Here is a 22,638-nt window from a genome sequence, read left to right as displayed (position 1 = left end):
AGCCCCCGCTGATCTTTTCTCAGTGGGTCATGAAGCTAGAGGACCGCAGTCTTTTTCACCTTACACTTTGAAAGAAAGAGCAATCCTACAAGAACTTAAGTTTTGATAGGGCAGACTCCGGAATTAGGGGGCCTAGCCGTTATTGCTTTTATTTCCAGTCGTTTCTCCCAATCCTGCTTCAACAACGGCATTACTGCCGTTATTTCCAGCTGTTCCCCCTAACCTCACCTTACGGTTCATCTTGCTTTCCCTACTTTAGTTCATTTCTTAAGCGATTGTTCTGCCCCTGTTCATTGCTTGTCTATCGCAAGCTCTGCGCGGGGGGTTTTTGGGATACATATACCGCATTCACCTGCAGAATAAAGGTTGAAAATATATAAAATTACATTCAATTCATCAATATAATTAGCCGCAGTAAACCGCTAAAATAGCTATATATAGCTATATAAGATGTACTTAAAAATATATTAAGGGGGAAAGTGCGGAGGGGAAGTTTGGAACTGTAGGAGCGATAGCGTCCGCCTTTGTCTTCAAATTTCATCTGCTAGGAGCGATATAAATCAAGAAATTTGAAGACGGGCAGCGGCCGGAAGTCCAAACATTCCCCGTAGTCACGACCAGCTCCATTATGAAAATCTGAAGTTCAGCTTATATAGCAGAGCAAGTTGAAAATGTGAAAACAGGAGGATGGTTATGACTAACTTTTTGCAAGCTAAAATGACTGTAGATAAGGAGTATACCCTGGCTGAGGTTGATCCCCGTCTTTACAGTTCTTTCATCGAACATCTCGGACGGGCTGTCTATGGGGGGATTTACGAGCCGGGGCATCCGCAGGCCGATGAATACGGCTTCCGTAAAGATGTGGCCGGGCTGATCCGGGAAATCGGAGTACCTATGATACGTTATCCCGGCGGAAATTTTGTATCCGGTTACAATTGGGAGGATGGTGTAGGACCGGTTGCTGACCGGCCAAAAAGACTGGAGCTGGCCTGGAGAACAGTTGAGCCGAATGAAGTAGGAACCAATGAATTTATCCGCTGGGCGCGGGAGCAGCAGGCCGAGGTGATGATGGCGGTTAATTTGGGCACAAGAGGCGTGGATGCGGCACGCAATCTGCTGGAATATTGCAACCATCCCGGCGGCAGCTATTACAGTGATCTGCGTAAATCGCACGGCTATGCGGAGCCTCATGGCATCAAGACATGGTGCCTTGGCAATGAAATGGACGGCCCTTGGCAGATCGGGCAGAAGACAGCGGCGGAATATGGCCGGCTTGCCAGCGAGACCGCTAAAGCAATGCGGCTTGTTGATCCGTCGATTGAGCTGGTGGCCTGCGGAAGTTCATTCCGCTCCATGCCAACCTATGCGCAGTGGGAGGCGGAGGTGCTGGATCATACGTATGAGCAGGTGGATTATCTGTCGCTGCATACGTATTACGGCAACGCGGAGAACGATACGGCCAACTATCTGGCGAAATCGCTGGATATGGATCTGTTCATTAAGGAGATAGTCGCCGTCTGCGATTTCATCAAGGCGAAGAAGCGCAGCAAAAAGACATTAAATCTCTCTTTTGATGAATGGAACGTGTGGTTCCATACGCTGGAGACCGATAAGGAAATCACGCCGTGGCAGTTCGCACCGGCGCAGCTTGAGGACCGTTATACCTTTGAGGATGCGCTGATGGTCGGCAGCATGCTGATCACGCTGCTCAATCATGCCGACCGCGTCAAAATCGCCTGTCTGGCCCAGCTGGTCAATGCAATTGCGCCGATTATGACCGAGAACGGGGGCGCCGCTTGGAGGCAGACGATCTTTTATCCTTATTTGCATGCCTCGCTGTATGGAAGGGGAACTGTGCTGCGCCCGGTCATCTCCTCTCCGTTATACGACAGCAAGGATTATACCGATGTGCCCCTGCTGGATTCGGCGGTTGTATTTAATGCAGCGAATGAGGAACTGGTGGTGTTTGCACTTAACCGGAGCCTGGAGCAGAAGCTGGTGCTGGAATGTGATGTGCGCGGCTTCCAGGACTACCGGGTGGCGGAGCACATTGTGCTGGAGCATGAAGATGTGAAGGCGGTCAATACCGCAGCCTCACCGAATACAGTGCAGCCGTACAGCAAGGGCGATGCGCAGGTGTCGGACGGGCTGCTGACTGCGCAGCTAAGCAAGCTGTCCTGGAATGTAATCCGCCTGCGGCGTGTTTAGCACACATGCTGAACATGGCCTCGTCGGCGATAAAGGCTGGGATTACGCTGAGGATAATGATCTGAATGATACGGTACTTCGAATGGGGCTTTTGCCGATACATAGCAAAAGTCCCTTCCACCGTTTCGGCAGAAGGGACTCGTTCTAAGAAAGCTGCAGTTAACTCATTTTCTTCTTTTTTTGTTCGAGAATATCTTTTACATCACTTCGTTTAATGGAGTCCAATTTCAGTTCCTCTAGACGGGTTTTCAAGTCTGTCTCAGAGGCAGCTTAAAGACGAGTATAAAGCCGCTGAGAAGCGGCTTCTTTGATAATTTAAGTGCTGAAGTCTAAAACGGTTACATTGTCCAGTGAAGGACGGTGAAGCCGTTTTTTTTAAAGAAAATTTATAAAAACGGCTGTGAGTAAGCTCCTGAAATTACCATTACTTGTATACGGAATATTCAGGGAGTGAGCCTCTATGCCAAGCAAGATTGCTGTACACAAGCCGGCGGAGCAGCAGGCAGAGACTAAAAGGAGTTCTGCACAAGCCCCGCTCACAGACAAAGCAGCTCTTAAGCCACAGCTGCGAACACCGCTTGAGCTGAAACGGCTGACCAACCGCCTCTTAACTGCCCCGGAAACGGTAACTTCCGGTGAGTTCGCTATGCTTACGGGTGCTATTGGCCTCCGGAGCGCTCTTATGCTGCTTGACCAAGGCAAGCGGAATAAGAAAAAGCCAGAGCCAAAGGACACAAACTCGGGTACAGCACCGAAAGAATCTCAGAACTTATCTGCCGCTTCACGCGACTCCTCAATACCGCAAGCGTCACCGCCAACACTTCAGTCAGAGGATTCGGCCCGGCCAGTTTCAGCGCAAGCTGCAAAACCTGAAAAGGCTGAAAAGACCAGCCCAGAAACTGAAAAAGACAACAAAGCTGCAATAGGATCTAAAAAGGGTGTTGAAGGTAAGCTATCGCCACTCACAGATAAACCGGCTTCAGTTCAGGTAATCCGTGCCACCAGAAAAGCATCTCAACCCGGAACCGGGCGGGAACAAAAGTCTGAGGACAAGCCTGCGATGGTTAAAGCAGAAGCTCAAGTAAAAAGAAAAGCGGAGGCAACCGCAGATGCCAAGTTAGAAGGTAAATTGGAAGCTCAGGCGGAGGCCAAGTCAGGTGCGAAGCCAGAAGGCAAAGCAGGAGCAAAGGCGGAAGTCAGGTCAGGTGCGAAGCAAGAAACCAAGCCGGATGGAAAGACCTCAGCCAAGCCAGCTCCGCTTGGGTCTAAGTCTCCTGCTTCTGGTCCGATGTCCGCTAACCTGCCGCTGCAAGCCAGAAAGGCACCAGCAAAAGCTCCTGTTGTAATTATTAAAGGCGATAATCCGGGCAGTGTGATCCGGCAGCTCAGCAGATTTGCTCCGTCAGAAATCGTGGAAGCTTACACTCAAGCGGTAAATGTCTCGGGGGGAGCGCTGGAGCAGCAACGGCAGCAGGCCGAGAAGGCGCTGCCTGCAATTCCGGCACCGACCGGAATCGCACCCGGCAAGGGTACTGAAGCTGCTGATTCTGCGAAGCGGGCAGCGGCCAGTCCGGTGCCGGTTTCAGAGCTGCCCGCTTTTCAGAGCGGGAAAAAAGGCGGGGATACCTCGGCGGGGATGGCCAGCTTCCCTCAAAGCCCGGAGGAGGCAGATCCTGACCAGATTATGGCGGAAGCAAGCCGGTATGCAGCAAATCCGCCGGAGATTGGTCTGACGGGTGAAGCGGACCCTTCTCAGGTGGAGAGCTATCAGGCAGAGGCCGCGCAGCATATGCAGACTGTACAGGACTCCGAGCTGGAGCAGACCCGGCAGGATTTCGGAGAGGACCGGATCCTGCCCAAGCCGGACGATGCCATCCTCAAATCCGGGTATACAATCCGCTCCGTGGCTCCGCCAGCTTTTCAATTAAAATCCACTGGTGTGATCCCGCCCGATGTTGCCGGCTACCTCAACCCTCAGCTGGAGGGGCCGCTTCAGACCTACATGGAGAATAGCCAGGCGGAGTATCAGAAAGGGAAGGAACCGTTTGACAGCGGACTCACAACTGCCAAAAGGGATACAAAGGCCGAAGTGGAACGGCTGAAAACTGAAGCTTCAGAGAAGCAGCGAAGCGAACAGGCTGCAGCCAGAGATGAGGTCTCGGGGTACCGGAGCCAGTGGCAGGAAGAGATCAAGGCCACCAGCGGGGAGTTTGACCGTGAAGCGGGTACAGCCGCAGCAGAGAAGAACAAGGAGATTAGCGGGATCAAGGATGAGAAGGAAGGCGAGGTCAAGAAAAAGCTGTCCGAAGCGGAAAGCGAATCCCGGCAGGAATATAAGTCTACGAAGACCCAGGCAGAGGAGAAGCAAAAGGAAGGTGAAAACGAAGGCGAGCAAACAAAGAAAAAAGCTAAAAACCCCTGGGAATGGTTCAAGGAAAAAGGAAGGCAGGTCGGGGAAGCCATTCAAAAAGGCATGAACTTCCTCTTCACCCAGCTGCGAAAGGCAGTCAAAACCATTTTTGATAAAGCCAAGCAAGCCGTTGTGGGGCTGATTGAAGCAGGCCGGAAGCTGATTGTCAGCGCCATTAAAGGATTTGGGAACGTACTGAAGGGCTTAGCCAATAAAATATTCGCCCGTTTTCCGGGCATTGCCAAGAAGATCAACGGCTGGATCGACCGTGCGGTGAATAAGGCTGTTCAAGCCGTCAATGCTGCTGCAAGCCTCCTGAAGAAGGGAGTTAGCACCGCCCTGAATTTCATGGGGAAAACGGTGGATAAGCTGTTCGCCGGTGTCCAGTCGCTGTATAACGGCATATTGTCGGGAATCGGGAAATTCCTGAACGGCGACTTTAAAGTGAATTTCGGCAAATTCCTGGAGATTGCACAAATTTCTGCTGAAATTGCTGCCGCTTTTGCGACAGGCGGAGGCAGTATTTTGGTGCAAATTGGTATTTGGCTGACATCGACACTCCCTAAGCTTCTGCGTCAGGCGAACTCGGTCATGACTGTAGTCAACACCTTGCGGAATTTCAAAGTGCAGAATGTGAAGCAGTTCCTGAATCCGTCGGGAATGGGCGGTTTTCTGGTCAAGGGGCTGTTCGGTGAACTTCAGCCGCTGCAGACGGGCCAAGAGGACGATAAGGAGAAGGACAAGGACGCTGGCAAGGCTCCGAAAAGCGGAGGCCAGGAAAAAGGGCTGATGAAGGTGCTGCAGCTCCTTGAGGGAGTGTTCGGAATTCTGCAAAAGACTGTAGGCAAGGTTGCCGGGGCCATCAATAAGGCTCTTCCGGCTATCAACATATCGGACAAATCGTGGTTTAATCCTTTCAGTATGGCATATGCCGGTGCTGTTCAGGCGCTGGAGGTCGTGAAGAATCCTGCTGAGGCCCTTAATGAGGGGGCAGGCAAGCTTAAGGAAGCAGCCGGAGGCTTTTTTAGGGGAATTCGGGAGAAGGTAACCGAAGCCGCCAGCGGGATTAAAGCAAAGGTGCTGCTGCTCGGGAAACCAGCCCAGCTCATGACGGTCCTGGCCAACAAAGGCGTGGATATGGTGCTGAATTTTATCATCACCAATCCGCCGTCAGCACTGATTAAAGCCGTGTTTAAGGGGATTGAAGCTGTGGCAGGACAATCGCTGGTTGACCTGATTCGCCAGCATATTCCTTTCGCGGACAAACTGATCAACAAGATCGCAGCGTCCGGCCCGGTCCAGGGCCTGATGCAGCCGCTTCAGGGACCTGTGGAAAAGGTAGGTGGAATGATCGACGAAGCCACCAGCGGAGCGACGTCTCTTGTCGATGATGCTGAATCGCAGGCGAGTAGTGTCTTCGGCAACGGCACGAAGCTGCTGGCAAATCTGTCCGGGACCTCAGGCGGAGGCAGCAAAGACAGCCCAGGCCAAAAAGAAGAGCAAAAAGCCGGCGGAAAAGCAGGTGCTGCCAAAAAAGAAGACAGCAGTGGTTTTCTCGGCACGGTTAAGGGAGGCGTTCACTCCCGCCTGTTAGCCTTCGGCAAGCAGCTGTTGAAGTCCGGAGTCAACCTCGCGGTGGCCGGAACCGGCAAGCTCAAGAATGCCATTTCCGGCCTGCTGGTCAATTTCAAAATCGGCAAAGAAAGCCATAAGCTCTGGGTCGAAAAGAGTGGCAGCGGACATGTGGTGATGATGGCTAGTGAGAAACCAAAAAGAGTATCGAGGATCGTAGAGGAATCGAGTGATGTTGTAGCGAATTCTGAAAGTGAGGATAATCAAGAACTAGATAAATCTACCAAGGAACTTGCAGGCAAGCTTAAAACAGTTGAATCTAAAAAAATAGAGCAAGTAGCAAATGAACAACTTGAAACATTAGTTCCTGCGTTGACAGTGGTTGAACCTTACTTGGATAAAGAAGGGGGCGCTGCTGAGGGGACGGGTGAAGGTGGAGATGTTTTAGTTATTACAGGCGGTAATAACTTCAAAAAGCATTTTCTTAATCATAAAACTCTTTTAGAAAAGGCACTTGGTAAAAAATATCCTAAACTTGAAGCAGATGGACCAAAATTTTTACAGGATATATCAGATAATATTAAAAATGGAACATTTGAATTTGTGGGTAAGGGTACGATAAACAGGGACTCGGGGATACTTAATATATATAGAGGAAAAGGTTTGACAGTAGTAACAAAATCAAATGGTGAATGGGTTACGCTACTTGAGCAAGGTAAAGCAATGGATTTGAATATAATGTTTATTCCATAAAAATGGAGGTATTAGAAATGTTAGAGAAATTCAAAGGACTAATAAGAAATAAAATAGATGAGATTCATTTAACTGGTGTTGTACACATAGAGGAAGATGGAATTGCTGAATTCATTTCTAATACGAATTTTTTATATTTAGAGTTTGGTGAGCAATTTATCCAAATTGAGGCGGTAGACGGTTACGGGAAGCTCCATATTACAATAGTAGATTCTCTTAGATATGAGAATGATATTGAAGATGTGATTCCTAGCAGGGCTAAGGTTGGTGACGTTATATTTACCAACCCTTTAGCAGAAAATTACGTAGATAATATGGTTTTTTTTAACTTGGAGAATTTAGAAAATGCACTGATATGTGATGTTTTACATATCAAATTAATAAATGGGCAGGATTTATTTATAGATCCACAATTTACAGGAATTAATATAGGCGGTTTAGAACAAAAACAATTTTGGGAAGAGAATTTTATGGAGAGGGTTTTACCACGAGTCGGGGTGTATCCAGAAAAAACTCACATCAAAAATAGTAAATAGGAACAGGCTTAATACTTAATATTGAACATGTTATGTTGTTTTGAAGAATTGGTATAAGACTTTGTGTCTTTCAATTTTTTTGGTTGGGGCTACCCAGTACCGAATGAATCTATCATTCAACCAAAAACACGTGTAACCAATGTAATGCCTGTATGAAGATTTCTCCATTTTGTTTGTACGCACATCAAATGCTTTAATTTTATAACCCAAATAACGCTATCCCGTTACATTGAACAGGTCGATTATGGTTAGATAGCACCATGATTGACCTGTTTTTTGTTATGTTCGCTTTCTCACAGGATTTTGAAGATGCTATGCAACTGTAGAATACGCCGCCCCGAAAGAGGAATAGAAGATTTTCGCAACTCCTAGTAGGCGTAGCCCGACCATTAATATTGTCAGGACTTATCTGCAAATTGTCCGCAACGAACTGGCTACTTGCCTCGATGGTTACAATGAACGAACAATCTGGTGACGACCAGTTGATATAGAACGGATGATGTAACGTCTTGGGCTAGCCGCCTTCCCTACAACACAGCCGCCGAGGGCGGCATAACTGAACAAGAAAAGGTATTGCATGTAGTACAACTACTTCTAGTTTGTTAAAAACACCAAAGCCGCCAATGCGTACATGGACGAAGTTGCCAAGGAGTGCAACTTTACAGGACATCACAAAGGACTGTCCTTCCGCATAAAAATCCATCGCTTGATTTCCTTTTGTATCCCCTATCTCCTCGCCTAACGCTTCTGAATAAATTTACTGCGGAAGCCGGAGGGAGACAGCCCCTCTTTCTTGGAGAAGCATGAGGAGAAATGGGAGACGTGGTGAAACCCGACCTCCTCGGCGATCCGGGTAACGGACCAGGAGGTCTGCAGAAGCAGGCGCTTGGACTGTTCGACACGGTAGTTTTGCAAATATGCCATAGGCGTCATGCCGTAGGCCTTCAGCATGCTTTTGGCCAAATAGTTCGGATGATAGTTGAGTTCCTTTTGGAGCAGGGGATTGTTGATGTCCCGGGTATAGTTATGGCGGATGAACAGCTCCACCTTCTCGGCAAGCTGAATGGCGGTAGCATCGGAGGGGGAGGCAAGGTCACGGTCCAGGTGCTGGAGGAAGGATTGGAAGGACGCCTGGCGTTTCCAGTTGCGCAGGGACTGCGGCTCATGCTCCTGTTCAAAAAACAGGTCCAGCACCTCCATTGCCTTCCCCGTAATTTGCATATGCTTGGGAATGTAAATGGAGCAGACATCGGCATGGTTGAGGTAGGCGTTTTGCTTATGGCTTTCAATTAGAGTGCCTTGATTGTCCAGACATTCATCCATGCTCGCGCATTCCTTCCAGCTTCCAAAGGTCTGAAAATGAATCCAGATGATCTTCGTGTCCCCGGTGCAGGGAGCGGAGCCGTAATGATGGCCGTCCGGGCGGAGAATAAGGATTTCACCCTCATGCAGCTCCCACTGCTTGCCGTCTTCACCGACCGGAAGTGTGCCCTTGAGCACAACGATCAAATCGAAGACACCGATACAGTTACGGTTGATGTGGTAATCTCCCGCGGTATATGTGGCATGTCCGCAATCTACGAAGTAAGGAATGGGCGGTGAGATAAAATGAAGAATGGGCGAGTTCATTTTACATACCTCCAAGCAGGTTGAAATGGTTAAAAATAAGGTTGAAATTTTGTGTTTTTTTTCATGATACAACATGTATTATTATAAATAAAGCGCTTTCTGAAAAGTTGAAAAGCTTAAAAAAGAAACCGGTTTTCGGGTCTGGCTTAACCCCGCAAAAGGGCTAAGTATATATCGTTCAAGGAGGAAGCTGAATGAAAAAAGCATTTCTGTGCACGACGGTATTATTGTTGATTCTGGTCATGGGGCTCAGCGGTTGCGGTGGAAACGGGAATAAAGAGACATCCCCGTCCAATCAGCCGGCAACAAACAACAGCGGAAGCAAGGCAACAGAAGGCAGTGAAACGGCAAAACCTGCTGCCGAAGCGCAAAAAGTGGTCTTCTGGACCTTTGTGGACGCGCATCAGAAGTTCTATGAGAGCATGGCGGCAAGCTGGAACGAAAGCCACCCGGACAAGGCCATTGCGCTGGAAGCAACAACCATACCTTATGACGACATGCACACCAAGCTGCTGGTTGCCCTGCAATCAGGTGTAGGCGCACCGGATCTGGTCGATATCGAGCAGAGCAAGTTTCCGAACTTTATGAAGGGAACGCCGCAGCTCGTATCCTTGAACGACATTGTAGAGCCTGAGCTTGGCAACATTGTAAAGTCCAGAGTTGAGATTTACAGCAAAGACAAAACATATTATGGCATTGATTACCATGTAGGCGCAACCGTTATGTACTACAACAAGGAAATGCTCGATAAGGCGGGAGTGAACCCGGACAATATTAAGACTTGGGCCGATTTTGAGACGGTAGGCAAGCAGGTGCTTGATAAAACAGGCAAACCGATGATCACGTTCGAAGGCAACGGCAACTGGTCCTGGTGGCCGGCGATCAGTCAGCAGGGCTCTGACCAGGTGGATGAGAACGGTAATGTTACTGTAGATACGCCGGTTAATGTGAAGACCATGGAATTCTTCCAGAAGATGGTGAAGGAAGGTGTGGCTGCTGTCGCTCCGGGCGCAGGCCATGATACTGAGGAATACTTCGGCTATATGGATTCGGGCAGTGCAGCTTCGGTCTTCATGCCTTTCTGGTTCATGAACCGCTTCACTGATCATATGCCGGATCTCAAAGGCAAAATCATCATCCGTCCGATGCCGGCTTGGGAAGAAGGCGGCAACCGCTCCGCCGGTATGGGCGGAACCGCTACCTCCATTACCAATCAGGCGAAGAACCCTGATCTGATCAAGGAATTCCTGGCCTACGCCAAATTGTCCAAGGAAGGCAATCTGCAGATCTGGAAGCAGCTTGGCTTCGACCCGATCCGCACGGATGTATGGAGCGATCCGGCCATGAAGGAATCGAACAAATTCACCGATTATTTCGGCACAGATATCTTCGATACACTGCTCAGCGTTAAGGATGAAATCGCTCCGGTTCATATCCGCGAGAAATCGCCGGAAGTGTTCGATGCAATCCGCAACAAGGCGATGCCGCAAATCTTCATCGACATGAAGGACCCGGCACAGGTTCTGAAAGAAGTGCAGGCCAGCTTGAAATAATTCATTCCGCATGCATGAAAGCGCAAACAAGCTGTGGAGGGGGGATATTCTTCCCCCTTTGCAGCCATAGTTTTACCGCAAATATTTACGGCAAAAAAGAGTGGAGGTTTGGTTATGCAGATAGAAAGAGAATTGACCAAAAGCCCTAAAAGGAGCTACCAGCTGGGAAATTCGCAAAAATTGGCACCTTATGTGTTCGTTTTACCATTTCTGCTGTCATTCGCCGTCTTCTTCGCTTATCCGCTGATTAATGCGGGGGTAATGAGCTTTCAGGAGGTGCTCCCCGGAGATGTCTCGTTTACAGGGCTCGATAATTACAGGGGACTGTGGAATGAAGATTTCGGCACAGCGCTCTACAACAGCAGCCGTTATACGATCTGGACGCTGCTGTTGCTGATCCCGGTGCCAATGGTTCTGGCTGTACTGCTTAATTCGAAAAAAATGCCCTGGAGCAATTTTTTCAGATCCACCTTGTTTATTCCGGCGCTTACCTCCGTGGTTGTAGCGGGTGTTGTGTTCCGCCTGATTTTTGGCGAGCTGGACGGGGCTTTAATGAATTCGGTGCTGCATCTCTTCGGGATATCCAGTCAGCGCTGGCTTTATAGCTCAAGCCTGGGGATGTTCGCCTTGCTTGTGCTCGCCGGCTGGAGATGGATAGGCATCAATATTTTATACTTCCTGTCTGCTCTGCAGAGCATTCCAAGCGAACTGTACGAAGCGGCTGAAATTGATGGGGCTGGCGCTTTTCGGAAATTAATCAAGATCACCGTTCCGCTGCTGAAGCCGATCACGATTTATGTCGTGACGATCACTATATATGGCGGTTATGCCATGTTCACCGAGAGCTATATGCTATGGGCAGGCAAGCCTTCACCACAGAACATCGGATTAACCATTGTCGGCTACATCTATCAGCAGGGCTTCCAATATTTCAATCTCGGGTTTGGTTCGGCCATCGGCATCACCTTGCTGGGCATAACCTTACTGGTCAGCCTGCTGCAATTGACACTCACCGGCATGTTCAAGAAGGAGGACTAAGCTATGCAGACCAAAGTGAGATCCAAATTCACCTTATCCTCCTTGCTGCTCCTGATCCTATTTGTTATTCTTGCGGTTTTGATGCTGTTTCCGCTATATGCCCTGTTCCTGGCTTCCCTGAAGCCGGCTACGGAATTGTTCAGATACGGCCTGAATGTCCGGCTGGATTTCAGTTTGATGAGTCTGGATAATTACCATAGCATCTTTTCCGGTAAAGGGGCAGCGGGCAACTATTTTGGCTGGTACAAGAACAGTCTGCTCATTACCACGCTGTTCACTTTGCTTAGTCTGCTGTTTTCTTCAATGGTTGGCTATGGGCTGGGAATGTACCGTTTTAAAGGCCGGAATCTGATCTTTACCCTGGTGCTCGTTGTGATGATGATCCCTGTGGAGATCATTCTGCTGCCGCTCTACAAATTAATGATCTCCCTGAAGCTGATCAATACGATCTGGGGTGTCATTCTGCCCTTTATCGTCTCGCCGCTGCCGATTTTCTTCTTCCGCCAGTTTGCACTGGGTCTGCCCAAGGATTTCATGGATGCCGGCCGAATCGACGGCTGCTCGGAATACGGGATTTTCTTCAAAATCATGGTGCCGCTCATGGCCCCGGCCTTCGGAGCCATTACGATTCTGCAGGCCATGAACAGCTGGAACAACTTCCTGTGGCCGCTGATTGTGCTGCGCACGACAGAGCAGTTCACACTGCCGATCGGGCTGGCTTCCTTTGTCTCTCCGCTCGGCAATAATTATGAAGCGCTGATTGCGGGAGCTGTGCTGGCCATTTTGCCTATTTTGGTTCTGTTCTTATTTTTCCAGCGTTTCTTCATGGAAGGCTTGACGGTTGGCGGAATCAAGGGATGATCACAGAGATGAGAGGAGAGTTCCATAAATGAATGATAATATCACACCGGCCCGCGGCAGGGTTCAGATTGATGATCCCTTCTGGTCGGAATATATCCGTCTGGTCCGCGAGGTCATGGTTCCGTATCAATGGGAGGCGCTGAATGACCGGATTGACGGCGCTGAGCCCAGCCATGCGATTCGTAATTTCAAGATTGCTGCAGGCCGGGAGGAAGGCGAGTTCTATGGCATGGTGTTCCAGGACAGCGATGTCAGCAAATGGCTTGAAGCCGTAGCCTACTTACTGGAAACTGCGCGTGATCCGGCACTTGAGGAGATAGCGGATGAAGTTATTGATCTGCTCGCTGAGGCTCAGCGGGATGACGGCTATCTGAATACTTACTTTATGCTGAAGGAGCCGGGCAAAGAGTGGAGCAATCTGGCCGAATGCCATGAGCTGTATTGCGCCGGACATTTAATCGAAGCGGCAACAGCCTATTACAGAGCCACCGGAAAAAGAAAGCTGCTGGATTTGGCCAGCCGGTATGCGGATTATATTGCTGACGTCTTCGGGACGGAACCCGGCAAGCTGCAGGGCTATGACGGGCATCAGGAGATTGAACTGGCGCTTGTGAAATTGTTCCACGCCACAGGCGAAGAGAAGTATCTGCAGCTAAGCCGTTATTTCCTGGACCAGCGCGGAAGCCAGCCGCATTATTTCGAACAGGAATGGGAAAAGCGGGGCCGTACGCTGCATTTTCCGCAGCTCTCTATGGTGCATGACCATCAGTACAGCCAATCCCATTTGTCTGTCAGAGAGCAGACTACTGCGGAGGGGCATGCCGTTCGATTGGTCTATATGTGCACGGCGATGGCCGACATCGCCCTTGAGACCGGGGATGAAGCAATGCTGACGGCCTGTAAGAAGCTGTGGGAGAACATCGTTAACAAGCGGATGTATATCACGGGCGGCATCGGGTCTATGGAGCAGGGAGAATCCTTCACGGCTGATTATGATTTGCCCCCAGACCTGGCTTATGCGGAAACCTGCGCTTCCGTTGGGCTGATCTTTTTTGCACGGCGTATGCTGGCACTTGAACACAACAGCAAATATGCGGATGTTATGGAGCGGGCGCTCTACAATACGGTAATCAGCGGAATGTCCCTGGATGGAACCAAGTTCTTCTATGTGAATCCGCTTGAGGTGTACCCGGAAGTGCTGGGCAAGAACAAGAACTACAATCATGTAAAAGCAGTGCGCCAAGGCTGGTTCACCTGCGCCTGCTGCCCGCCGAACGTTTCCCGGCTGCTGGCCTCGCTCGGAGATTACATCTATTCCGCCCAAGGCGATACCTTATATGTCGAGCTTTATATCGGGGGCCGCACCGAAATGGTTGTGGGCGGCGTGCCGGTAGCTGTCGAGCAGTTCTCCAGCTATACCTCGGATGGAAAGGTCCGCCTGGTGGTAAAGCCGGAGCGTGTCGGGAAGTTTACGGTTGCGCTGCGGCTGCCGGATTGGTGCCGGGAGGTCCAGGTAAGCATGAACGGTGAGTCCGCGACTCATCACGCAGGGAATGCGGACGGGTATATTCACCTGACCCGCGAGTGGTCATCCGGCGACACTGTTGAGCTGTGTTTTGCCATGCCGGTAACGCGGGTCAAGGGGCACCCGCATATCCGCCAGACCTTTTCCAAGGTGGCTCTGCAGCGCGGTCCTTTCGTCTATTGTCTGGAGGAAGCCGATAACGGTAAAAGACTGTACCAGCTTCGTCTGCCTTCTGAAGGTGAATATACGCTTGCGGAGGAGCCCGGCTTCCCTAAGGGCATTAAGACGATACTTGTCTCCGGGGAGCGAATCCAGCCGGAAGCAGGCTGGGGTGAGGAACTGTACGCTAGCGGCTCAACCTGGAGCAGCCGGAAGCTGGAGCTGAAATTCATTCCGTATTTCACTTGGGCCAACCGCGGAGATGGCGAAATGTCCGTCTGGGTTGGAGAAGAGCATAGGGAATAATACGCATAACAACTGTAATTAGTGGTTTTGGTAAATGACATCTATATAAGTCGAACTAAAGAAAATATAAAAAGGGCGGAAGTGACGGAGGGGAAGTTTGGATACTTACGGAGCGAAAGCGTCCGCCTGAGAGCTTTCCGTAGGAAAGCTAGCATCGTAAGCATGGGCTGTCTGCGGATTTCCACCGCGAAAAGCGGTATAAATCAAGAAATCTGCAGACAACAGCGGCCGGAAGTCCAAACATTCCCCGCAGTTACGACCAGACCCCAATATGAAAATCTATAGTTCAACTTATATAGTGCTCCGGGAGGCTGGAATATGAAATTCCACTCTTCCCGGAGAGGGGGTGACGCCGTTCTTAACATGATCCGTGACAGAGCAAAGATGTCCACAACCTAACAACGAAGGGGATGATTTAAGCATGATATTCAAGTCTTCTGATGGGGATCAGCCACGATTCAAGCACACAAGGATACTGACAGGGGCTGTCTTCTGGACGCTGGCGGTGTTATCCGTTATTCTTCTTCCATCCAAGGCCGGAGCGTATGAGTTAACAAGCGACAAGCTGATTATTGAAACCGGTCAATCCGGTGAAATTTCATCGTTGAAAATCAAGGGAGACGCGTTCCCGACCGAGTATGTAATGAACAAAACGGTATCGCCCGAGCAGGATACTGCTGATCATCAGTGGCTCGGCGAGCTGGTTTTCACCTACCGTCTGGACGGCGGAGAGTGGATCAAGGCATCCACCAATCAATCGGGGGATGTCCGGAGCATTGAGAAGGACGGCAGCAAAGTAACAGTCACTTATGAGAACTCTGCGAATACGGCGGGTGTACGTAATTTCAAGCTGGTTGAGACGTATACCATGATGCCGGACGGATATCTGCAATGGGATATTCAAATCTCCAACACCAGCGGAAAAACGCTCGAATTCGGCGATATCGGTCTTCCGCTACCTTTTAACGAACAGTGGACTTACGGTGACGCCATCTACGAGACCCGGGTGGTGACCCACTCTTTTGTCGGCAATAACAGTTCTTATATTACAGCCGGCAGACCCAGCGGGATTGGCTCCTATCTGCTGCTCATGCCGGATGCTGCTACTGGCGCAGGGTTTGAGTATCAGGACCGCTGGCGCAATGAAGAGCACCCGGGCAGCAAGTGGGCCTGGAACCCAGACAATGAGGGAAAATGGATTGAGGGCCTCAATGTCTTTTACATCCATTCGAATGTTATTAAATCGACGAACCGGGGATATTTGCCGAATACAAGCCTGACACTGGCTCCGGGAGAGGGCAAGACCTACGGGTTTAAATTTTTTGCCGTAGCGAATGAGCAGGAGGCCAAGGATAAGCTGTATGAGGCAGGGGCAATTGATGTCACCGTTGTTCCCGGAATGATCGTACCAAGCAACCAGAAGGCCAAGTTCGACCTGCACACCAAGGCGGACATTCACAGCGTGAAGCTGGACGACGGGACGGATATCCCGCTGCTTGAGCAAAAGAGCGGAGATCACAACATTTACGAGTTCAGCCTGACCAAGCTGGGGCCGCAAAATGTTACGGTCCAATATGGAAGCGGTCTCAAAACCGTGCTGCAGTTCTATGGCATTGATGCGGTTGACCGGGCGCTGGAGGATCATGCGGAATTTATGGTTAAAAGCACGCAGTGGAACCTTCCCGGCGACATACGGGACAAGGTGTTCGACGACTGGATGATGAACACGAAATCCAAGCGGAACAGCTTCAGCGGCTACTGGGGCTGGGGAGATGACTGGGGGCTGACACACGGACAGTTTTTAGCCGAGAAAAATGCCCTGAGTCCTGTGGCCTCGGAAATTACCGCAGTGGATGAATACCTGGAAACGGCGATCTGGACGAATCTGATGAACGGCCATCATGAGGATTATCTGATTCACGACTTTCTGATGGCGGAGCCGAATACGACCCCGACCTACCGCGGATACGCCTATCCGCATATCTACAACACCTATTTCAGCATGTACAAAATCGCCGCCAATTACCCCGGGCTGGTCTCCTACAAGCATCCCAAGGAAACCTATTTGCTGCGGGCTTATAATATCCTGAAGGCGCTGTACGAAGGCCCCGTTTCCTACAACTGGGAGACTGGACTCATGGGCGAGCTGACCACACCGGATATTATTCAAGCGCTTGAAAAAGAGGGCTACATGGACGAAGCGAATGATGTCCGGGCCAAGATGCTCCGCAAATATAACAATTTCAAGAACAACAAATATCCTTACGGCTCGGAATACAGCTATGACAACACTGGGGAAGAAGCCGTTTATACTTTGGCCAAAATGCAAAGCACAAACGACGCGGAAAAAGCCAAAGCGCAGGAAATGATGGGTAAAATCAATTCCAAGACAAGGGCCTCCCGGGGGCATATGCCTGTATGGTACTACTACGCCGATCCGGTGACCATTACGGGAGAGAACTGGTGGAACTTCCAGTACAGCGCATCGCTGGCCGGCTATGCGATGGATGACTGGATTCAGAACGGGAACGCCACCGGCCGTGAGGAACAGCAGCGGTTGTCCTACGCGGCGAAGCTGGCAAATCTCAGTGCAATCAACTCCGGGCAGATCAGCGATGATCCTGCGAATTATGGGGCCGCAGCCTGGACGTACCAGGCGGAGAAGGGCAATAACGGGACCAATGGAACCGGCGGCGGCCGGAACGTTCCGCTGCTGAACGGCTGGAAGGGCATGACCGGCGAAGCCGATCTGGGGCTGTTCGGTGCGCTGCAGATTCTCAGCGCCGACATTGCCGTGGACCCTATCTTCGGGGTAACAGGCTATGGAGCGGATGTCTCCGTAACGGATGATGTATATTACGATATTACGCCTAAGGACGGCCTCTTCAAACGGATCAATCTCATTACTGAGAAGCTCTACACGGAGCTGGACAAGGATCAGTTTACTGCGGCCAGATTGTCCAAAAGTAAGGATTATGCCAAATTCAGCCAGCGCAATTTGACGCCGGGCTACGCACATGAAACGACGCTTACCCTGAACGGCCTGGCCAAAGGAGCCTACCTCATCCGAGTCGACGGTGCGCCTGTAGGCAAATTGAATGCGTTCGGCGGTGAAGCGAAGCTGACGGTTGAAGCCGGACCGGCTGTTGCCTACACGGTAGAGCTGAGCGCGACGGAGCCGGATGACAATAAGGCCCCTGCTGTTAACGCGGGAGCGGATTTCACCTACACGCTGCAGGTGGATGATGCCATTCTACGCGGCACAGCGAAAGACGATGGCCTGCCGCAGGGAAGTCTGACCTCGGAATGGACTCTTGTATCCGGGCCGGCAGGCGGTGAGGTCGTGTTCGGCAGCAGTAAATCGCTGCAGACCTCATTCACTGCAACGAAGCCGGGGACTTATATATTCAAGCTGACTGCAAGCGATTCGGAGCTTGAGAACAGCGATACGGTTACGGTGGTCGCTGTGGCTCCGCCGCCTCTGCCGGAGCTGCTTGTGCACTACAACTTCGATGAGACTTCAGGCAAGGTGGCTGCCGATCATTCGGGAAGCGGCAATGACGGCAATGTGCTTGGGGCTGCCTCCTGGCTTCCGGGCAAGCTCAACCATGCGCTTGAGCTGAGCGGCCAGGATGCCTATGTGAAAATGCCCGAAGGCTTGCTGAGCCGTGCGGATGAGATTACGGTGTCGACTTGGGTGAAGATGGACAGCGTCGGAACGTATTCGCGGATTTTCGATTTCGGCACCGGCACAAGCACCTATATGTTCCTGTCGCCGAAGGCAGGCTCCATCACCCGGTTTGGCATTTCAGTAGGCGGAAATGCCCCTGGCCAGGAGCAGACCATCGACGCTCCGGCCCTTCCTGCCGGAGAATGGAAGCATGTGGCTGTGACGTTGTCCGGCTCCCTCGGGATTTTGTACATTGATGGGGTGGAAGCAGGCAGAAACGATCATATGACCCTGAAGCCCTCCAGTCTCGGCAAGACCAAAAACAACTACATCGGCAAATCACAGTTCGCAGATCCGTATTTTGACGGAGTGATCGACGATTTCCGTATTTACAGCAAAGCGCTTAGTCCAAGCGAAATTACGGCGCTTCTTGCACCTTCAGGCAACATTGTCTCTGTAGAGAAGCTGGAGCTTACGACACCGGCCCGTCAGGCGCCGAAGCTTCCTTCTACGGTAAGTGCAACCTTGGAAGATGGAACCCAGACGGTTGTGTCCGTGCAGTGGAGCGCGGTTGATCCTGCACTGTACGACCAGGAAGGCTCCACATTTACCGTGAACGGAGTGGTGACAGGAACGCAAACGGCGGTTCAGGCAAAAGTTACTGTGACCAAGCGGGTTATCGCCCCTTTCCCAGAGCTTGCGCTTCGCTATAACTTCGACGAAGGACAGGGAACCACGGTTGCCGATGCCTCGGGAAGCGGACATAACGGAACGATTCAAGGCGCTCTGAAATGGGAGGCGGAAGGACACAAGAACGGATCGCTTACCTTTAGCGGAACAAGCGGCAATTATATATCCGCCGGTACTGATAAGGCTCTCCAGCCAGGCAGCATGACGCTGTCCTACTGGATCAAACGCACCGGAGCCATGAATGACAAGGAAAATGTGCTGCTATGGTTCAAGCCGGAGGGCAACTATGCCGGCAACGGATTTTTTGTCACCTACAACGGGAACTCCAGCATCGTGTACGTGGACGGAGCGAACGGCTTCTATGTGAAGCAGTCGCCGGAGGACTTCCTGCCGCTGAATGAATGGACGAATGTCGTCTTTACGTTTGATGCGGCAACCAAGACCGGTGTGATCTACAGAAACGGTGCCGCCCAGCAGGTTGACATGGATGGCACTCCGGGGTCCATTACAGCTACGAATGATGTGAAGAGAATCGGGGTCTCCGGATATGGCAACGGGGCGCAGCTCAATGCCGGGCTGGACGATTTCCGGATCTACAACGGTGCAATGAGCGCTGCGCAGGTAAAAGCGTTGTATGAGGATAAGGATATCCAGAGTGTGCAGCCGATTAGCGTGAAGACGGCTGCGAAAGTAGCTCCTGTCCTGCCGGATTCAGTACGGGTGGTGTACGAGAACGGGAGCGAAGGAACAGCCGAAGTGAGTTGGAACAGCATACCGGCGGATGCCTACGCACAGCTTGGGGAGTTTGCGGTACACGGACAAGTGGAGGGCACAGCTTTGCCTGCCACAGCATCGGTAACCGTAACGAAAGCCGGGGAACGGACAATCGTAGCGCTGCAGGAGGTGCACGTCAGCACTCCTGCGGGAACTCCTCCTATGCTTCCTACGGTAGTGCAGGCAACGTACTCCGACAATACGCTTGGTGAGACCTCTGTTATCTGGCAAGAAATCGACCCTAAGCTGTACGCAGTGCCGGGAGCATTCACCGTAACCGGCGCGGCTGGTGGTACAGAGCTGCCCGCAGTGGCGAAGGTGTCTGTGTTTGATTCACAGGCGCCTGTAATTGTCAGCCTTCAGGAAGTGAAGGTTACAACAACTGCCGGCAAAGCACCACTCTTGCCTTCGGTGGTAACGGCGGTGTACAGTGACGCGTCAACGCTCGCAGTTCCGGTCGTCTGGCAGACGATTGCACCGCAGCAGTATGCGAACGCCGGAAGCTTCACCGTGACCGGCGTGGCGGAAGGTACGGATTTGCTGGCCAAGGCCATTGTGACCGTAACCGGCACAGCGCCGACACCAACGCCTACGCCGTCACCAACACCGACGCCAGTACCGACACCAACGCCGGTGCCTCCAGCAGCATCGACACCAGCACCAACACAAGTACCGGGGATCAAATCAGTTGGCGCGGATGCCTTCACTGCACAGCCGCAGGCAGCATCCGTGGAGATTACGCTGGGTGAAGGCCAGACCGGGGCCTCGCTGCCGGTGAACGCCGGAACGCTGCTGGGTACAAGAACGCTTGTGATCCGGGATAAAGGAGCTTCCCTGACGATTCCGGCATCCGTGCTGGGCGAGCTTGGACTTAAGCTGCCGGAGGCTGAGCGCAGCGGAGCGGCCCTTGTCGTTAAGCTGGCTCCTGCTGCAAGCGGGGGGATTCCGGCCGGGAATGGCGGCGGTATCTACCGAGCGCAAGGGACGGCCTATGAATTCGGGCTGGTGCTGCGCAAGGCAGACGGAACGGAATTATCCCTGTCCGCCTTTACGCAGGCGGTCCGCGCCGAGCTTCCATACTCCAGTTCAGCGGTTAATGAAGAGCTGCTCGGCGTATATCTGAAGAACGAACAGACCTCACAGTGGAGTTATGTGGGAGGCAAGCTGGATAAGGCGGGCAAGAAGGCTGTCATTATGCTGAATCATTTCAGTACCTATGGCGTGTTGTCCTATGAGAAGACATTTACGGATGTCCCTGCGGGCTATTGGGCATTTGCCGCATTGCAATCACTGACCGCAAAACATGTGGCTACAGGCAAGACGGATAGTTTGTTTGCCCCTGCCGAAACCACAACAAGGGCGGAATTTACCGCTATGCTGGTCAGAGCGCTTGACCTGAAGAGTACAGGAGCCAAGCTTCCGTTCCAGGACGTAACTGACGGCAGCTGGTATGCCGAATCCGTAGCAGCAGCCTACAATGCCGGGTTGATTCAAGGGGTAACGAAAACATCGTTTGCCCCAAGCGCCAAAATCACCCGTGAGCAAATGGCGGTGCTGCTCGTCAAGGCATACCAATACAAGCAGGGGAACAGTGCCGCTGCTGGGGACTTACAGGGTATAAACGATGCGGGCCAAATCTCCGTCTGGGCAAAAGTGCAGGTGGAGCAAGCACTGGCTTCCGGCATTATGCAAGGGCTGGGGAACGGGCGGTTCGATCCGCAGGGACTGGTGTCCCGGGCCCAGACCACCCAGGCCATTTATAATTTTTTACATGCTGTAGACTAGATCAGTTGAACTAAAAAACATAAAACGGGTAAAGTGACGGAGGGGAAGTTTGGAACTGGAGGAGCGGTAGCGTCCGCCTTTGTCTGCGGATTTCAACCGCGAACAGCGGTACAATTGAAGAAATCTGCAGACAACAGCGGCCGGAAGTCCAAACATTCCCCGCAGTGACGACTAGACCCCAACATGAAAATCTATAGTTCAACTTATATAGACTCAGGATTGTAGGCTTAACGTAATGAAGGAGGATGCAGGTCTCTAGGATCGGGCATCTTCCTTTTTTCTTAAGATAAATAAGACAGGGATCATTAAGATAACACCACAAATCAATAAAATTACTGGAAGGTTGTTGTTAGAGGAATCCTCGGATTTAGTGAAATCAACTTGACCCGACCCCATTTGCAGGAGGCCGCCTTTAGCAGGCGAAGCAGCCCGTTTTTCCTTAATGCTTTTTATTTTTTCATCAAAAACTAATTTCGATATTGTATTCTCTGCGCGGAGGCTACTTGATTTAGCGTTGCTGCTGTTCAGATCTATTATTCGTTCCCCTGTTATCCCGTTGATGTACAAAACATTTATACCATATCTAACATCACTAACTAGTTTCACATCTTCTCCGTCTTTAAGGGAGGATTGTGAGGCTAACAATGGCTGCTCATAATTCACATTATTCGAAATGTTGAATATCTCCCACGAACCTGAATCATTGTTTGCATAAATTGTTCCAACAGCTACGTTATTCAGTTTTATGGAAAAAATATAACCTGCAAAAACTAACTCGCTGCTATTAGCATCATCAGATATTTTGTAATAAGCCGTTCCTGAACTTAATTGTGCATTCTCAAAGTTATCTTTTTCTTCGAGCCCGTATTCTGATTTCACTGCACTCAACGAATCCATATACTTCAATTTGAATTCATTTTGTATAGCTGCTTTAATCTGGTCACTCGGAGCCGGCGCAAATGAATCAGCAAAGATGAAGCTGTTAAAGTTGAATAACAACAAATTAAATATGAGGAAAAAAGAAAAATAACATTTCTTTTTCATTTAACGAAGCCTCCTTGATTTAATTTAATATAAAGTTCCTTACTCTTAAGTGTAACCCTCTATTTGTATACAATAAAATAATCCACCATTATTAAAAATTTGGAATTTATGTTTGTAAGCGCATT

10 protein-coding genes and 1 pseudogene are annotated in these 22,638 nt (G+C 50.7%); 9 read left to right on the top strand and 2 right to left on the bottom strand.

The window, feature by feature from the left end; translation table 11 throughout:
* The first annotated feature begins 693 nt into the window (after positions 1-693).
* From arfA to AC0LWN_RS31865, 3 genes are all read left to right on the top strand, one after another.
* Positions 694-2,208, top strand: a complete 1,515-nt coding sequence (gene arfA / locus AC0LWN_RS31875) for an arabinosylfuranosidase ArfA (RefSeq protein ID WP_474672499.1) — start codon at positions 694-696, stop codon at positions 2,206-2,208.
* A gap of 460 nt (positions 2,209-2,668) precedes the next feature.
* Positions 2,669-6,943 carry a phage tail family protein gene (locus tag AC0LWN_RS31870; protein WP_474672497.1) on the top strand — a complete coding sequence of 1,425 codons (4,275 nt, stop codon included), beginning with the start codon at positions 2,669-2,671 and terminating at the stop codon, positions 6,941-6,943.
* 17 nt (positions 6,944-6,960) lie between these two features.
* Entirely contained in the window at positions 6,961-7,479 is a 519-nt protein-coding gene (locus tag AC0LWN_RS31865) for a hypothetical protein (protein ID WP_474672495.1), read from the top strand.
* A gap of 738 nt (positions 7,480-8,217) precedes the next feature.
* On the opposite strand, the gene AC0LWN_RS31860 is transcribed toward AC0LWN_RS31865, so the two are convergent.
* On the bottom strand, positions 8,218-9,108 hold the full coding sequence (locus AC0LWN_RS31860; protein ID WP_474672493.1) for an AraC family transcriptional regulator: 891 nt from the start codon (positions 9,106-9,108) through the stop codon (positions 8,218-8,220).
* Between the two features lie 194 nt (positions 9,109-9,302).
* Between AC0LWN_RS31860 and AC0LWN_RS31855 the strand changes: the two genes are divergently transcribed.
* From AC0LWN_RS31855 to AC0LWN_RS31830, 6 genes and pseudogenes are all read left to right on the top strand, one after another.
* Positions 9,303-10,661, top strand: coding sequence for an ABC transporter substrate-binding protein (locus AC0LWN_RS31855; RefSeq protein ID WP_474672491.1), 1,359 nt, complete (start codon positions 9,303-9,305; stop codon positions 10,659-10,661).
* 114 nt (positions 10,662-10,775) lie between these two features.
* On the top strand, positions 10,776-11,699 hold the full coding sequence (locus AC0LWN_RS31850) for a carbohydrate ABC transporter permease (protein WP_474672489.1): 924 nt from the start codon (positions 10,776-10,778) through the stop codon (positions 11,697-11,699).
* A 3-nt stretch (positions 11,700-11,702) separates the two neighbouring features.
* Complete coding sequence (locus AC0LWN_RS31845) at positions 11,703-12,560, top strand: carbohydrate ABC transporter permease (RefSeq protein ID WP_474672487.1); 858 nt, start codon at positions 11,703-11,705, stop codon at positions 12,558-12,560.
* A 28-nt stretch (positions 12,561-12,588) separates the two neighbouring features.
* Positions 12,589-14,550 carry a glycoside hydrolase family 127 protein gene (locus tag AC0LWN_RS31840; protein ID WP_474672485.1) on the top strand — a complete coding sequence of 654 codons (1,962 nt, stop codon included), beginning with the start codon at positions 12,589-12,591 and terminating at the stop codon, positions 14,548-14,550.
* Positions 14,551-14,971: 421 nt separating this feature from the next.
* Positions 14,972-18,886: pseudogene (locus AC0LWN_RS31835) on the top strand (DUF5695 domain-containing protein); the annotation flags it as partial.
* Positions 18,884-21,469, top strand: coding sequence for an Ig-like domain-containing protein (locus tag AC0LWN_RS31830; RefSeq protein ID WP_474672503.1), 2,586 nt, complete (start codon positions 18,884-18,886; stop codon positions 21,467-21,469). The pseudogene AC0LWN_RS31835 and the gene AC0LWN_RS31830, both read left to right, overlap by 3 nt.
* A gap of 255 nt (positions 21,470-21,724) precedes the next feature.
* Here the strand turns inward: AC0LWN_RS31830 and AC0LWN_RS31825 are convergent, their stop codons facing one another.
* Positions 21,725-22,513, bottom strand: coding sequence for a hypothetical protein (locus tag AC0LWN_RS31825; protein ID WP_474672483.1), 789 nt, complete (start codon positions 22,511-22,513; stop codon positions 21,725-21,727).
* Positions 22,514-22,638: the final 125 nt, after the last annotated feature.

The organism is Paenibacillus sp. sgz302115, assembly GCF_056120445.1.
This window is presented reverse-complemented; position numbering and strand designations above follow the sequence as displayed.